Annotated in this window: 11 protein-coding genes; 6 read left to right on the forward strand and 5 right to left on the reverse strand. The window is 73.5% G+C overall.

Annotated elements, in window-relative coordinates:
• Window positions 1-11: 11 nt before the first annotated feature.
• Window positions 12-1,370: a hypothetical protein gene (locus AZE13_RS16850; RefSeq protein WP_066931836.1), complete on the reverse strand. Its 1,359-nt coding sequence runs from the start codon at window positions 1,368-1,370 to the stop codon at window positions 12-14.
• A gap of 462 nt (window positions 1,371-1,832) precedes the next feature.
• Here AZE13_RS16850 and AZE13_RS16855 point away from each other — a divergent pair, with 462 nt between their 5' ends.
• Window positions 1,833-2,165 (forward strand): hypothetical protein, encoded by a 333-nt coding sequence (locus tag AZE13_RS16855; protein ID WP_066931838.1) that lies wholly within the window; start codon window positions 1,833-1,835, stop codon window positions 2,163-2,165.
• Between the two features lie 66 nt (window positions 2,166-2,231).
• Here AZE13_RS16855 and AZE13_RS16860 read toward each other — a convergent pair whose 3' ends face one another.
• The 3 genes from AZE13_RS16860 to AZE13_RS16870 form a co-directional block, all read right to left on the reverse strand.
• Complete coding sequence (locus AZE13_RS16860) at window positions 2,232-3,221, reverse strand: N-acetylglucosamine kinase (RefSeq protein ID WP_066931840.1); 990 nt, start codon at window positions 3,219-3,221, stop codon at window positions 2,232-2,234.
• Window positions 3,212-4,492 carry a 6-phospho-beta-glucosidase gene (locus AZE13_RS16865; protein ID WP_066931842.1) on the reverse strand — a complete coding sequence of 427 codons (1,281 nt, stop codon included), beginning with the start codon at window positions 4,490-4,492 and terminating at the stop codon, window positions 3,212-3,214. Before AZE13_RS16865 ends, AZE13_RS16860 begins: the two co-directional genes overlap by 10 nt.
• 108 nt (window positions 4,493-4,600) lie before the next feature.
• The gene (locus AZE13_RS16870) at window positions 4,601-5,692 is read right to left on the reverse strand and encodes a mechanosensitive ion channel family protein (RefSeq protein WP_066931843.1); all 1,092 of its coding nucleotides are present in this window, start codon (window positions 5,690-5,692) and stop codon (window positions 4,601-4,603) included.
• Window positions 5,693-5,977: 285 nt separating this feature from the next.
• On the opposite strand from AZE13_RS16870, the gene AZE13_RS16875 reads away from it, so the two are divergent.
• A complete protein-coding gene (locus AZE13_RS16875) occupies window positions 5,978-6,514 on the forward strand; it encodes an HNH endonuclease (protein ID WP_066931845.1) in 537 nt (178 codons plus the stop codon).
• A 170-nt stretch (window positions 6,515-6,684) separates the two neighbouring features.
• Here the strand turns inward: AZE13_RS16875 and AZE13_RS16880 are convergent, their stop codons facing one another.
• A complete protein-coding gene (locus AZE13_RS16880) occupies window positions 6,685-9,660 on the reverse strand; it encodes a beta-N-acetylglucosaminidase domain-containing protein (protein ID WP_066932018.1) in 2,976 nt (991 codons plus the stop codon).
• Between the two features lie 604 nt (window positions 9,661-10,264).
• Here AZE13_RS16880 and AZE13_RS16885 point away from each other — a divergent pair.
• The 4 genes from AZE13_RS16885 to AZE13_RS16900 all read left to right on the forward strand — a co-directional run bounded on the left by AZE13_RS16885 (window position 10,265) and on the right by AZE13_RS16900 (window position 14,358).
• Window positions 10,265-10,534, forward strand: a complete 270-nt coding sequence (locus AZE13_RS16885) for a hypothetical protein (RefSeq protein ID WP_066931847.1) — start codon at window positions 10,265-10,267, stop codon at window positions 10,532-10,534.
• 6 nt (window positions 10,535-10,540) lie between these two features.
• Window positions 10,541-12,751, forward strand: coding sequence for a 4-alpha-glucanotransferase (gene malQ, locus AZE13_RS16890; protein ID WP_066931849.1), 2,211 nt, complete (start codon window positions 10,541-10,543; stop codon window positions 12,749-12,751).
• 130 nt (window positions 12,752-12,881) lie between these two features.
• Window positions 12,882-13,130 carry a hypothetical protein gene (locus AZE13_RS16895; RefSeq protein ID WP_066931850.1) on the forward strand — a complete coding sequence of 83 codons (249 nt, stop codon included), beginning with the start codon at window positions 12,882-12,884 and terminating at the stop codon, window positions 13,128-13,130.
• Window positions 13,131-13,389: 259 nt separating this feature from the next.
• The gene (locus tag AZE13_RS16900) at window positions 13,390-14,358 is read left to right on the forward strand and encodes an acyl-ACP desaturase (RefSeq protein ID WP_066931852.1); all 969 of its coding nucleotides are present in this window, start codon (window positions 13,390-13,392) and stop codon (window positions 14,356-14,358) included.
• Window positions 14,359-14,398: the final 40 nt, after the last annotated feature.

The raw sequence follows: 14,398 nt of genomic DNA on the forward strand, positions 1-14,398 counted from the left end.
ACCAGGCCCCCTCACCGGTACTCCGCCAGTCTGCGGCCGATCCCCAGCACCGCGCCGGCCGCGGCCAGCGCCAGCAGCGCCCCGGCGCCCACCGGCAGGCCGCCGAACGCCCCCCGTCCGCCGTCCGCCGCCGAGCGGAACTGCGCCTGCTCGTGCTCCAAGGCCTTCCGCAGCCCGGCCGCCACCCCGTCGAACGACTCGCCGGTGGAGCCGTCCGCGCCGGTCACCCGCTCCAGCGCCTGCTCGTAATCGCCCTTCTCGTCCGCCGTACGCGCCTGCGCATGCCGCGCCTGCCACTGCCGTGCGTAGGTCAGCGCATCGCGCACCGGGCCCCGCCCCGCCTCGTCGTCGGCCAGCGCCAGCGCCGCCCCCAGCCGGCCCGTCGCCGCTGCCGCACCATGATCACCCGTACCCGCCAGATCCTTCATCCCATTACGGAAACCGGCCTCGTAGAAGTCCTGTTGGTCCTCCGTGAGCACCGCCCCGCGTGCCACCAGCGTCAGATTCTCGTCCCCGCGCGCCTGCAACGCGTCGATCCGCGCCTCATGGAGCACCCGCAATGACCGGGCACCGTGCTCATACGACTCCGTCAGCCCCTCGCGCGCCACCGCATGCCCCACCGCCAGCCATGACAACACCGCGACGGAAGCGGCCGTCGCGGCCAGCAGCCCCCGGTTGAACACCCGGTTGGTGCGCCGGTAGTGCCGCCGTTGAGCCCACCCCAGCGCACCGAGCGCCAGGGCTCCGGACGCCAGCGCGAACCACGGCCAGGCCTCGGCGCTCGCATAGTCCGCGGCGAGCCGATCCGTCTCTGTGTCGTACAACGCCCGGGCCGCCGGGAGAAGTTCCGTACGCATCCGCTCGTTCGCGTACCGCAGATACGCGCCGCCCAGCGGCAGCCCCTGGCGGTTGTGCGCCCGAGCCGTCTCCACCAGGCCTGTGTAGCGCGGGAGTTGCCAGCTGAGGCGGGCGATCTGCTTCTCCGCGCCGTCCGTGCCCCGCCCGTTCCGCGAGGCCTTGACCAGCAGTTCTCCCGCCGTCGCGATATCGCGGTCATAGCGTTCGCGGGTCTCCTTGCTGCCTTCCCCGCCCTTGAGGAACCCGGCCGCGGCCGCCGTGTCCGCATCCGCCAGCGACCGGTAGATGCCGGCCGCGACCGCCGTCAGTGGCTGGCTGTGCTCCACCACATCGTCCGCGGCTGCCGCCCGCTCCGTGACCTGCCAGGCCGTGGTCGCACCGAACACGGCCAGCAGTAGCACGAGTACGGCACCGATCGCCCGCAGCCGGCCCGGCTCGGTCGTCGCGGCGGCCCGCAGGCCGTCCAGCCCCTCGGCCCAGGCCGGCCGGCGAACCGGCACGGGCGGTGTCATGCTGCTGGTCGAGGCGGATGACACGGACGGCACGGAACCTCCCCCTGGTCGCTTACGGCGGTCCGGCCTCCGCGCCCGGCGCCCGAGAGCGCTCATGGCAGGGACCGGTGCATGGGCAGCAGTATGTCCGCCGCCACCGACAAGCACACCGCTATTGACCTGATCTTGTACGGATCGGTCTGGTGCGGATCGCGGACGGCGACGGGACCAACTCTCCGGCGCGGAAGCCGCGATGGGCCCTGGAAACCGCGAGGGGCCCTTGGCGCCCGCCCACCCCGAGGCCCCGGCCGACGCCAAGGCGGCGCACGTCGCGGTCCACGCGCCCTCAAATTCACCCTCGTGCGCCCTGCCCAGCACAGCCTCCGTCAATTACTCTAAGTGACGAAGGTTGGGTTCGGCACTCGCACACATCGCAGCGAACGGCGTGGACCAACCCACGCCCCGTGAAACGGAGGTATCGGCATGCGCCGCATCACCACACTCTTCGGCTCCCTCGGGGCAGCCGCGTCCCGGGATACCGCGGTCGGCGTCGCATCCGCTCCGGCCAGTGGATTCCTCACCATCGGCGGTACCACCTACATCGATCCCGGCGGCGGCAGTTACCCCATCGACCACAGCGTCGACGGCTGCGCGACCCTCATCGTCAACGACACCGACCGCCTCATCACCATCATTACGGAACGCAACCACCACCCGCCCTCCTCAGGCCCGGGCCACGCCCCGCCTCCGGCCATCGTCCTCGCGCCGGGCGAGCGCACGGAGACATGGACGGGGGACAGCGTGCAGGTCGGCTGACCGCGAGGACGGATCGCGGCACCGCGCGAGGGCCCGACTCTCCGGCCGGCCGGGCAGCAGCTCCGGCTATCCCCAAGTCCCCCGCAGCCGCGGGTAGGCGTCCGCCTCCGCGCCCGCCCGGTCCAGGGCGGCGAGGGCGGCGCCCAGTACCGGTGGTGCGGTGACGACGCGAGGGAGCGCCTTCGGGGCCTGTTCCGAGAGGAGTTGGAGGACCCGGTCGTGGAGGAGCGGGTGGCGGGCGGCCAGGACGCTGCCGCCGAGGATCACGGGCGTGGGCTCGCCGAGGAGGCCGAGGCGTCGCAGCGCGACGGTGGCCATGAGGGCGACCTCCTCGGCCTGGCGGGCGACGATGGCGCGGGCCACCGGGTCGCCGGTGGCCGCGACGGCGAAGAGGACCGGGGCCAGTTCGTGGCGGCGGTGGCCGGGGATGTGCCGCAGGTGGAGCGCCTCGATCAGCGTCGGCATGGTCGTCAGGCCGAAGTGGGCGGGCAGCGCATGGGCCAGGTCGGTCGGGGCGCCGCGGCCGTCCTCGGCGCGGGCCGCGGACCACAGGGCCTCGTCGGCGAGGCAGGCACCGCCGCCCCAGTCGCCGGAGATCCGGCCGACGGCCGGGAAGCGGGCGGTGGTCCCGTCGTGGCCGAGACCGGCGCAGTTGATGCCGGTCCCGCACACCACGGCGACGCCCACCGGTGCCCCGTCGTCGTCGGGCAGGCCGGCCCGCAGCAGGGCGAAGGTGTCGTTGCGGACGGCGACCGTGCGCGCCCAGCCGCGGCCGGCGATCTCGGCGGTGAGGGCGGTCTCCTCGACGGGGAGGTCGGCGTTGGCGAGGAAGGCGGAGACGTGATCGACGGGGCCGCACCCGGTCAGCCCGGCCTGACCGAGGGCGGCTGCCACCAGCGGGGTCAGGGTGCCGACCGCGCGGACGGCCCCCGTCACCTGCGGCCGGAAGCCGCCGCCGCGGGCGGTGCCGAGCAGCCTGCCGTCCATGGCCACGAGCGCCACATCGGTCTTGCTGTTGCCCGCGTCGATGGCGAGCGCCGTGCCGGTCAGGCCCACGTGAGGTGCTCCCGGTTGTGCGCGATCAGCTCGTCGGTGAGGCGGTCCGCGTAGTCGGTCTGGCCGATGAGGGGGTGTGCGAGGAGAGCGGAGAACACCCGGTCCCGGCCGCCCTTCAGCGCCGCTTCCAGGGCCAGTTGCTCGTAGCCGGTGACGTGGGAGACCAGGCCGGCGTAGAGGGGTTCCAGGGGGCGTACGGGCAGGGGGGTGGGGCCGGCGGCGCCCACCGCGGCGGGGACCTCGATCACCGCGTCGTCGGGGAGGAAGGGCAGGGTGCCGTTGTTGAACACATTGACGATCTGGGCGTCGCCGGTGTCGCCCAGCAGGGAGGAGGTGAGGGCCACGGCGGCCTCGGAGTAGAAGGCGCCGCCGCGCCGGGAGAGGAGCTCCGGCTTCTCGTCGAGGGCGGGGTCGGCGTACAGGCCGAGGAGCTGCCGCTCGATGGCGGCGACTTCGGCGGCACGGGAGGGCTTGCTCCGCAACTCCTCGACCACCGCGTCGTGTTGGTAGTAGTAGCGCAGGTAATAGGAGGGGACGGTGCCCAGACGGTCGAGGAGCGAGCGGGGCAGGCGCAGATCGCCGGCGATGGCGTCACCGTGTTCGGCGAGGAGCTTGGGGAGGACGTCCTCGCCTGCGACGCGTACGGACCGCTCCCAGGTGAGGTGGTTGAGACCGATGTGCTCCAGCTCGACCTGCTCGGGGGAGACACCCAGCAGTTTCGCGAACTTGCGCTGGAAGCCGATCGCGACATTGCACAGGCCGACGGCCTTGTGGCCATGGGTGAGCAGCGCGCGGGTGACGATACCGACGGGGTTGGTGAAGTCGACGATCCAGGCGTCCGGGTTGCGGCGGCGCACCCGTTCGGCGATGTCCAGGACGACGGGCACGGTGCGCAGCGCCTTGGCGAGGCCGCCGGCGCCGGTGGTCTCCTGCCCGACGCAGCCGCACCCCAGCGGCCAGGTCTCGTCCTGGTCGCGGGTGGCCTGGCCGCCGATACGCAGCTGCAGCAGTACGGCGTCGGCGCCGTCGATCCCGGCGTCGAGGTCGGTGGTCCAGGAGGTGGTGCCCGGGTGTCCCTGCTTGGCGAAGATCCGCCGGGCCAGGCCGCCCACCAGCTCCAGCCGGTCCGGCGCCGGATCGATCAGGACCAGCTCCGCCAGCGGCAGGACGTCACGCAGCCGCGCGAAGCCGTCGATGAGTTCGGGGGTGTAGGTCGAGCCGCCGCCGACGACGGCGAGTCTGGCGCGGGGGCGCGCGGAACGTCCATTCATGGGCAGGAACCTAGGCCGCGGATCACGGCGCAGTCCATGGATGCGCTGCGGCGAGTTTGGGCATCGGCCGTACCCGCGCGGCCCGGCCCTGCCCCGGCCCGCCGCGGTCTACTTCTCCAGCTTCGAGGGGGGTGCGATCGGTTCGGTGGCGCGGGACTGGGGGGACAGGGGGTTGCTCAGTGCCGAGGGGGCCGAGACACCGGCGGCGGGGTCGGTGGCGGCGGAGCCCTCGGCGTCCTCGGGCTCGGGCCGGGGGGCGAGGTGGATACCGGCGGCGTCCAGCGCGTGCTTGATGCGCCAGCGCAGTTCGCGCTCCACGCCGAGGGCCTTGCCGGGCATGGTCTTGGCCGAGACGCTGAGGGTGACGGTGTCCAGGTGCACCTCGCTGAGGCCCAGCACCTGCACCGGCTCCCACAGCTGCTCGTTCCAGGGCTCGTCCTTGGACATCTGCTCGCCGACGGTGGTGATGATGTCGCGGGCCCGCTCCAGGTCCTGGTCGGCGGCGATCACGACGTCCACGGCAGCCGTGGACCAGCCCTGGCTGAGGTTGCCGATCCGCTTGACCTCGCCGTTGCGGATGTACCAGATCGCACCGTTGGGGCCGCGCAGCTTGGTGACGCGCAGACCGACCTCGATGACCGTACCGGTGGCCACACCGGCGTCGATCTCGTCACCGACGCCGTACTGGTCCTCGAGGATCATGAAGACCCCGGAGAGGAAGTCGGTGACGAGGTTGCGGGCACCGAAACCGATGGCCACACCGGCCACGCCGGCGCTCGCCAGCAGCGGCGCCAGATCTATCCGCAGGACGGAGAGCACCGTCAGCGCCGCCGTGCCCATGATCACAAAGGATGCGACGCTGCGGAGTACCGAGCCGATGGCCTCCGAGCGCTGCCGGCGGCGTTCGGCGTTGACCAGCAGACCGCCCAGGGCGGTGCCCTCGGCGGCGGCCGCGGTGCGGTTCATCCGCTCGATGAACTTGGTGATCGTGCGCCGTATGACATGCCGGAGCACCACCGCGATCACGATGATCAGCACGATTTGCAGGCCGGACGTGAGCCACGTACCCCAGTTCGCCTGCACCCAGCCGACGGCGTTGGTGGCCTCCTTCGCGGCCTCGTCGAGCGAGGCCGGGCCGGTTGAGCCGGGTGCGGTGGCGCTCAGGGGCGCGCCGACGACCGACGAAACGGACCAGAACACAGTCGAACCCTCCGTGTGGGACTGCCCGGAACCATGGTGGAACTCCGACCACCGGGCTGATTCACCACACTAACGGGGCAACGGGGACGGTCCGTGCCCGTGTTCGAGCGGTGAGCCCGCCGGACAGCCGGAATGAGCCGTATCCGGAGGCGGGTGCGGAGTGTGGGGGAAAACACCTCCGACCCGTTACTCGGTCATGGTGGCGCTCCGACCAGGCACCGGGGGACACTGTGGGGAGATCGTCCCGGCGCGAGCCACGCGCCGCCGGCGTACAAGGAGGCACCCGTGCCGCATGTCCTGGTCCTCAATGCGTCGTACGAGCCGCTCGGCGTCGTACCGCTCCGCCGCGCGCTCATCCTCGTCCTCAATGAGAAAGCTGTGAGTCTCGAGGAGTCCGGCGCCCTGATGCACAGCGCGACCCATGTCATCCCCGCTCCGAGTGTGGTCCGCTTGAAGCGGTTTGTGCGGGTGCCCTTTCGCGGCCCCGTGCCCCTGACCCGCCGGGCACTGTTCGCCCGTGACGGCGGGCGCTGTATGTACTGCGGTGGCGTCGCAACCAGCGTCGACCACGTCATCCCGCGCAGCCGCGGAGGTCAGCACACCTGGGAGAACGTCGTCGCCGCCTGCCGGCGCTGCAATCATGTCAAGGCCGACCGGCATGTGGCCGAGATCGGCTGGCGACTGCGTCATCCGCCCGCCCCGCCGTCCGGACTGGCGTGGCGGATCATCGGCACGGGTCATCGCGATCCGCGCTGGCTGCCGTATTTGCAGCCATATGGCGCGGATGACGCGTTGGCCCGGATCGATGCCGTTTCGGCGTAGAGCCGGGCTTTTCCGTACGTACAGGCACAGGAGGTGCAGGCGTATGGGCCGGGCTCGTCCGGCGCGCCGACGGATCCCCACCGTCCCGGCCCCACGCCCCTCTCTCACCGTGGCCGCACCCCTCCCGCGCCACGGTCGCGTCGTCCGGTCCTCTCCGCGGACCGCGTCCGCTACCCGCGGCGAGAGTCGGACGACGCGACCGCGTACGCCTCGACCGACCACAGGGAGTAGCCGAACTTCGTCGCCCGCTTCTCCCCCTGGATGCGGACGAACCGGACGTTCTCCTCATCCATCCTGACCGACTCGCGGCCGCCCTTCCCGTCCCGCACCGCCGCCGCCGTACGCCAGCTGTGACCGTCCGCGGAGACCTCGACGCGGTAGCGGGCCGCGTGGGCGTCCTGCCAGTTCAGGACGAGCCGGCCGAGACGGGTCGGGTGGGCCAGCGCGAACTGGAGCCAGGCGTGGTCGTCGGCGGGGGAGGACCAGCGGCTCTTCGGGTCGCCGTCGGTGGCCGCGGAGGCCGGGAAGCCGGCGGTCTCGTCCCCGGACGAGGTGGCGACCGTGCCGCGCGCCAGGTCCGTCCCGCCGGTGCGCGGATAGGCCCGTACGGTCAGCGTCCGCTGCTCGCCGCCGAGGGCCACCTGGATCTCATACGTTCCGAAGCGGGCGGACGCGGGGACGTCCACTGCGATCCGGACCGTGGCGGTGCCGCCCCGCGGGGCGGTGACCTCCTCCGGCGCGTGCACGGTGAAGCCCTTGGGCGCCTTGACCGTCAGCCTCTCCCGGACGTCGGCGGGGCGGCGGGAGAAGATCCGGGCGTCGACCGTCACCCTCCCGCCGGTCTGCGCGTCCGCTTCCTTGCGGGAGAGCTCCAGACCAGCCGGCGCGGTGTCGCCGAACCACGGGGTGAGCGCGTGCACGGATGGCGCCTGCGTGCCGTCCGCCCAGGTCAGCCGCACCGCGTCGGCGCGCAGTCGCGGCGTACGGGACTCCGTCCAGCCGGTCGGTGAGAGCCGGCCGAGGCGGCACCAGCCCTCGCCGGGGACGTGTGCCTCCAGGGAGACCGCGCCCGCGGACGGGCCCGGGTCGGTCAGCGCGGTGACCGCGGCCAGCGGGCGGGCCCGCTCGAAGGGGACGGTGAGGGAGGTCGGGTGGGCGGCCTCGGTCGGGTGCGGGGCATCGCGGCCGGCGCCGGTCCAGGCGTCGGCCTCGAGCACCGCCCGGTCCAGGAAGGGGGCGAGGACCCCCTTGCCGACGGTCGCCGGACTGTCCGCGATCGCCGTGCGCAGCCCCGCCACCGCGCGCTGCGCCGACCAGGCGGCCTCGCCGTCGTTCCGGGCCTGCGCCAGCAGCGTCTCCACGGCCTGTTCGCCGGCCCGGCCGTAGCGTGCCAACTGCTCGGCCCAGGGCCGCATTTCGTCGGCCAGATCGGAGCCCAGCGCCTCCGGCGCGGTGCTCATGGTGCGGAAGGCGGCGCGCAGCGCGCGGGCGGCCTCGGCGTACTCCTCGTCCGTGCCGGGGCGGCCCCCGCTGACCGCCGTCTCCCGGGCCTTCCAGAAGCGGTCGATCAGCGGCCGCAGATACCCCGACTCGGCCTTGTCGAGCAGCGACGAGGCGGTGTTGCCGGCGAGCGCGTGGAGCGCGGCGCGGCTGCGCCGGTCGCCGCCCGCCAGGTCGTCGATGGCCGCGCGCCAGGACGCGGCCGGGCGGTAGTGGCGCGGGTTCCACGCGTAGTCGGCGGCGGTGAACAGCGGGATACGGGACGCCAGCGGCTGCTCCATGGCGTTGGCCAGCAGCGCCGCCGAGCCGGTGGCGACGGCCGGCTCCCGGCCGCGGTACGGGCCGAGGAAGATCCGGTCCTCCGCGTAGTCGTTGACCGGGTAGTTGTCCAGGGTCACCAGCGGGTGCCCGAACGCCTCCCGGGCGGTGGAGAGTTCCCCGCCGGTGATGGTCCGCGGGACCACCCCGACGCCGGTCCAGACCACCTCGACCCGTGCGCCGAGCGCGTCGGCCAGCGCGCGCCGGTACGCCGTCGCGCCGTCCTGGTAGTACTCGGTCGGCATCAGGGACAGCGGCGCGGCGTCCGGGTGCCGCTCCCGGAGGTGGTCGGCGAGCGCGTTGGCGATCCGGGCCTGGGCCCTGGCGGCGGCGCGCGGACCGGTGCCGAACGCATCCGCGTCGGCGTCGCAGTGCCACTCGTTGTAGCTGACGTCCTGGAACTGGAGCTGGAACGCGCGCACGCCCAGCGCCCACATCCCGTCCACCTTGCGCCGCAGCGCCCGCAGGTCCTCCTCGGAGGAGAAGCACATCGCCTGGCCGGGGGCGAGCGCCCAGCCCAGCGTGACGTGGTTGGCGCGGGCCCGCTCGGCCAGTGCCCGGAAGCCGGCGCGCTGCTCGGCCGGGTACGGCTCGCGCCAGCGGGCCTGGCGGTACGGGTCGTCGCCGGGCGCGTAGAGGTAGCGGTTCTGCTTCGTACGGCCCATGAAGTCCAGCTGGGCGAGCCGCTGGGCCGGGGTCCACGGCCGGCCGAAGAACCCCTCGGTGGTGCCGCGCACCGCCGAGCCGGGCCAGTCCCGTACGGCCACCGAGGCCAGCTGCCGACCTTGGCCCTCACCAGTGGTGACCAGCTGCCGCAGCGTCTGCGCGGCGTGGAACAGGCCGTCCGGGCCGGCACCGGCGAGCGCCACGGTGTCGCGGCCGGCGACCTGGCCGACGGCGAGCCGGTAGCCGCCGGAGGGCAGGTCCCCGTGGGCCGGTGCGCGCAGCGCCCGCAGCGCCTCCTCGGCCTGCTCGCCACCGACCAGGATCACCGGCCCGGCCGCGGGCGGCCGCTCGCCCGGCGTGAGCTGCCGGACCGTGCGCACCCCGGCCTCCCGCAGCAGGCCGCGCACCACGTCCAGGGCGTACGGATCGGCGTCCGGCCCGGCCACCACCGCCGCCTCGTCGCCCAGCGGCACCGCGCTGGCGAGCTCCTGAAGCGACTGAGGGCGCGGCCAGACGGCCGGCACCCGGCCCGCACTGGCCGGCCGGTCGTCCGGCTGGTCGGGCCGGTCGGGGGCGCCGATGGCGGGATCCGAGGGCCGTCCGGTCGCGGCCTGGGCGCTGGGCACCCCGCCGAGCAGCCCTCCGATAACCGCGGCGGCCAGCGCGGTGGTTCCCGCGGCCCGTGCCCGGGCGCCCGCGCCACTCCCCCTGCCGTTCCTACCGATACCGGTACCGATTCTTCCGACGCCCCACACGCCCCGGCCTCGCACGGCTGCTCCTCGTCCCCGTCCCGCTGTCCGCCGGTCCGCACCGGCGCCGCCCCGTAAGTCCCGCTGTTCTCCCCGCCGGCGCCTGTTCGGACAGACCTTCGGCCGTGAGCCCACCATTGTGGCGGTGAGGGTGTCAACAGGGCGATGGCGGGGTCCGGAGGGGCACGTACCGGGGGTCCCGGGCGGGGATGGATGCGGGCATTGCGGACGGACGGAGGGGCGCGGGGTTTCGACCGCTTCGGCAGCGCGTCCGCAGGGAGGGCTTCGGGCGGTGCTCGGGGCGGTGCGCCGGAGGCCCGGCCGGTGGGCGGCCCGCAGAACTTCCGGCGCGAGGCCGCATTGCTGCGCCTTCTGTGCGCTCGCCGGTGTCCCGGACCGGGAAATCGCCTGCGTGAGCGTAGTGTGACGTGAGTCACGTTTTGCGGGTGCAGGCGTCTGCGATCGTGCCGAGTGGGTAGGGCCCACGTGTCCCATTGCCGATGAACGGGAGGCCCTCGTGGCCGCGTCCGCTCAACTGCTCCTCGACGCGCTCTCCGCGAAACCGGAAGGCGCGACGGAGGAGCCCGACCCCTTCGCCGGAGTGTCCGACCCCGATTCCGGCCTGGACGGCTCCGGCTCCGGCAGCTTCGTCGAGCCGCCGCTGACCAGCGAGCCCCCGCTCGCCGACGCCGCACCGCTGACCAGCGAGGTCCCGATCGCCGCCGAGCTGCCGCTGACCAGCGAGCCGACAGCCGCCGGCCTGGGGACGGAGTCCATGGAGGTCTGACGGCCCATGGGCCGCGCGCGGCTCGCCCGGTTGCACGGCATCGCCACGTCGTACGAACCCTCGCCGGGCAGAAGCGTTCAGATCGGCGACGACACCGTCATCGCCGTGCTCGCCGCACTGGGGGTCGACGCCTCGACCCCGCAGGCCGTACGCACCGCACTGGCCGCCCACGAGGACGGGACGGGCCGGGCCCTGCTGCCCCGTACGGTCGTCATCCGCGCCCGCCGGCCACCGGGCCGCCCCGGACCTCTCGGCCGCTCCGGCCTCTCCGGTCTCCCCGAAGGCACCGTCCTGCGGGTGGAGACCGAGGGCGGGGGGACGGGCCAGGAGGCGGACGGGGCGAGAGGCGGGAGGAGCACGGGAAGAGAGCTCCCGGCAGGTGCGGACCTCCCGGAGGCCCTGGCCCGCCTGCCCCTCGGCGTCCATCTGCTGCACGCCCGGGCCCCCGGCGGCCGCACCGCCACTGCCCGGCTGATCGTCGCGCCCGACCGGGTTCCCGCACCGCCCGGCCGCAGCCACGGCTTCCTGGTGCAGCTCTACTCCCTGCTGTCCCGGCAGTCCTGGGGCATGGGCGATCTCGGGGACCTCGCCGACCTCGCCGCCTGGTCCGGACGCGCCCTGGGCACCGGCTTCGTCCAGCTCAACCCGCTGCACGCGGCCGTCCCCGGCCCGCCGGCCGACCCGTCCCCCTACCGCCCCTCCTCGCGCCGCTTCCCCGACCCGGTCCACCTGCGGATCGAACACATCCCGGAGTACGCCCTGCTGGCCGGCCCCGCTCGATCGCGGGCCGACGAGCTGGCGGCGCGCGCTCGTGCGCTCCGCGCAGAGGTGCTCGAAGGGGGCGCGCTGATCGACCGGGACGCCGTCTGGACGCTCAAGCGGGAGGCCCTGGAACTGCTGTGTGCGGTACCGCTCACCCCGGGCCGCCGGTCCGCGTACTGCGACTTCCTGGCCGAACAGGGCCAGACGCTGGAGGACCACGCCACCTGGTGCGCGATCGCCGAGCGGCACGGCACCGACTGGCGCGCCTGGCCCGACGGGCTGCGCGATCCACGGTCCGCGGGCACCGCCCGTCTGCGGCCGCGGCTGCTCGACCGGATCGACTTCCACTCCCGGCTCGCCTGGTATACCGACCAGCAGCTGGCCGCCGCCCAACGGGCGGCGCGGGACGCGGGAATGGGCATCGGCCTGGTGCACGACCTCGCCGTCGGCGTGCACCCGTCCGGCGCCGACACCTGGGCACAGCAGGACGCCTTCGCCGCCGGTATGTCCATCGGGGCACCGCCCGACGCCTTCAACCCCCGGGGCCAGGACTGGGGCCTGCCGCCGTGGCGCCCGGACGTACTGGCCGCCGCCGGTTACGCCCCGTACCGGGAGCTGCTGCGCGCCGTGCTGCGGCACGCCGGCGCACTCCGCATCGACCATGTGATGGGGCTGTTCCGGCTGTGGTGGGTCCCGGAGGGCCGCCCGCCGACCGAGGGCGCCTACGTGCGCTACGACGGCGAGGCGATGCTCTCGGTGCTGGCCCTGGAGGCGCACCGGGCCGGCGCCGCGGTGATCGGCGAGGACCTGGGCACGGTCGAGCCGGGTGTACGCGGCGCACTCGCCGAGCGGGGCGTGCTGGGCACATCGGTGCTGTGGTTCGAGCGGGATTACGGGAACGTGGATGCCGCCGGCGGGGATCAGGCAGGACAGGAGACGGGGACGGAGGAAACGGAGGGCCGGGCGGCCGCCCCCGAGGCCCGGATCCTCGCCCCCGACGAGTGGCGCAGCGCCTGTCTCGCCACCGTCACCACCCACGACCTTCCGTCCACCGCCGCCCGGCTGACCGGTCAGGATGTCGCGCTGCGCGAGCGGCTGGGACTGCTGGCCGGACCGCCGGAGCGGGAGCGGTCCCGTGCCCGGTACGAACTCGCCGAATGGCTGGGCGAGCTGGCGCGGCTCGGGCTGCTGCCGGAGGGCGCCGGTGACGAGGAGGCGGCGGTCCGCGCCGCGCACCGCTTTCTGCTGCGCACCCCGGCGCGGATGGTCGGCGTGTGGCTGCCCGACGCGGTGGGGGACCGCCGCCCCCAGAACCTTCCGGGGACCTGGGACGAGTACCCCAACTGGCGCCTCCCGATCGCCGGCCCCGACGGACTTCCGCTGACCCTGGAGGAGCTGGCGGCCGCGCCCCGCCTGCACGCCCTGATGCGGGTGTTCGCCTCCATGGACCGGTGACACCGGTCACACGCAGCCCGGACACCTGCCGTCGTCCACCGCCGACTCCCGTGACGGTCGCCCGCGCACCCCCTGACCGCTGCGCCACCCCGGGCGCGCGGGGCGGCAGCGCGTCCGCTACGTTGACTTCGTGAGCAACCAGGCTAAGAAGACCGCCCTGCGCGCCGGAACCATCACGGCCGGTACCGCGCTACTGATGCTGATCTCGTCCCCCGCGTTTGCGCTCACTCGCGACGACGGTGACGACCCGGGCCCGGGCCTGAGCGTGATCGAGACGCTCGGCCTCTACGTCGCCGCCCCCATCGTGCTCTTCCTGGTCATCGCCGGACTGGTCATGGTGGGTGACAAGTCCCGCAAGCAGGCCGGATCGAAGGGCTGAGCCCGCGGGCCGGCCACCGGCCGACGCGGAATCCCGGCGACGCCTCAAGGGCGCCCATCGGTGACAAGAACCGAGGGCGCCCTTTGTCGTACCCGGATATTCCCGCACTTCGGAACGGGACCGCCGGGTGGCTCTCGGGCGCATTTCGGCCGCTTTGCGGGGCGCAGCGTTTAAGCGGCCCTAACCTACGATGACGTAACCTACGCAGCCGTAGGTCAAACCTACGGTCCCGTAGGTCATCGTCCCCCCAGGAGCCCCCGTGACCATCGCCCCCGCCCGCCATCACGGAGAGCGCGGCCAGACCGCCTGGAGCGACGCTCAGCTGCTCTACGCACTCGAAGAGGTCGTCGAGAAGGAACTCGACCGGCATCTGAAGGTCGCCAAGGAATGGATGCCGCACCAGTACGTGCCCTGGAGTGACGGGCGGAACTTCCCGGGCGTACTGGAGCACGGTGAAGCCTGGGCCCCCGAGCAGTCCAAGGTCAGCGACATCGGCCGGATCGCCCTCGTGGTCAACCTCCTCACCGAGGACAACCTCCCCAGCTACCACCACGAGATCGCCACCCTCTTCGGGCGCGACGGCGCCTGGGGCACCTGGGTGCACCGCTGGACCGCCGAGGAGGGCCGGCACGGCATCGTGATGCGCGACTACCTGCTCGCCAGCCGGGCCGTCGACCCGGACGAGCTGGAGCGGTTCCGCATGGCCCATACGTCGGAGGGCTTCGAGTCCGACAACGGGCACAGCATGCTGCACTCGGTGGCCTACGTCGCCTTCCAGGAGCTGGCCACCCGGATCTCGCACCGCAACACCGGCCGTCACTCGGGCGACCCGGTCTGCGACCGGATGCTCGCCCGCATCGCCGCGGACGAGAACCTCCACATGCTCTTCTACCGCAACCTGCTCACCGCGGCGTTCGAGCTCGCCCCCGACCAGACCATGTGCGCGGTACGCGACGTGGTCACCGCCTTCCGGATGCCCGGCCACGGCATGCCCGGCTTCGAGCGGGCCGCGGCCCGGATGGCCTTCGGCGGGATCTACAACCTGCGCATCCACCACGACGACGTGCTGCAGCCGGTGCTGCGCCATCTGAAGGTGCTGGAGATCGGCGGCCTGGGCCCGGCCGGCCTGGCCGCACAGGAGGAACTGGGCTTCTTCATGGAGGGCCTAGACGAGAAGGCACGCAAGTTCGACGAACGAATCGCTAGGCGTTCCGCTGCGCTTGGCTGACCTCCCACGTTTTTGTCTGCGGCGCCGCGCGTGTTGCTCG

Origin of the sequence: Streptomyces sp. NBRC 110611 (assembly GCF_001590865.1) — a bacterium.
In the GTDB taxonomy this organism is placed as follows: Bacteria; Actinomycetota; Actinomycetes; order Streptomycetales; family Streptomycetaceae; genus Streptomyces.

What these genes read in the sequence shown, in the direction of transcription:
- AZE13_RS16850 (WP_066931836.1), bottom strand. Translation starts at nt 1,370, where the DNA reads ATGACACCGCCCGTGCCGGTTCGCCGGCCGGCCTGGGCCGAGGGGCTG.
- AZE13_RS16855 (WP_066931838.1), top strand. Translation starts at nt 1,833, where the DNA reads ATGCGCCGCATCACCACACTCTTCGGCTCCCTCGGGGCAGCCGCGTCC.
- AZE13_RS16865 (WP_066931842.1), bottom strand. Translation starts at nt 4,492, where the DNA reads ATGAATGGACGTTCCGCGCGCCCCCGCGCCAGACTCGCCGTCGTCGGC.
- malQ (WP_066931849.1), top strand. Translation starts at nt 10,541, where the DNA reads ATGGGCCGCGCGCGGCTCGCCCGGTTGCACGGCATCGCCACGTCGTAC.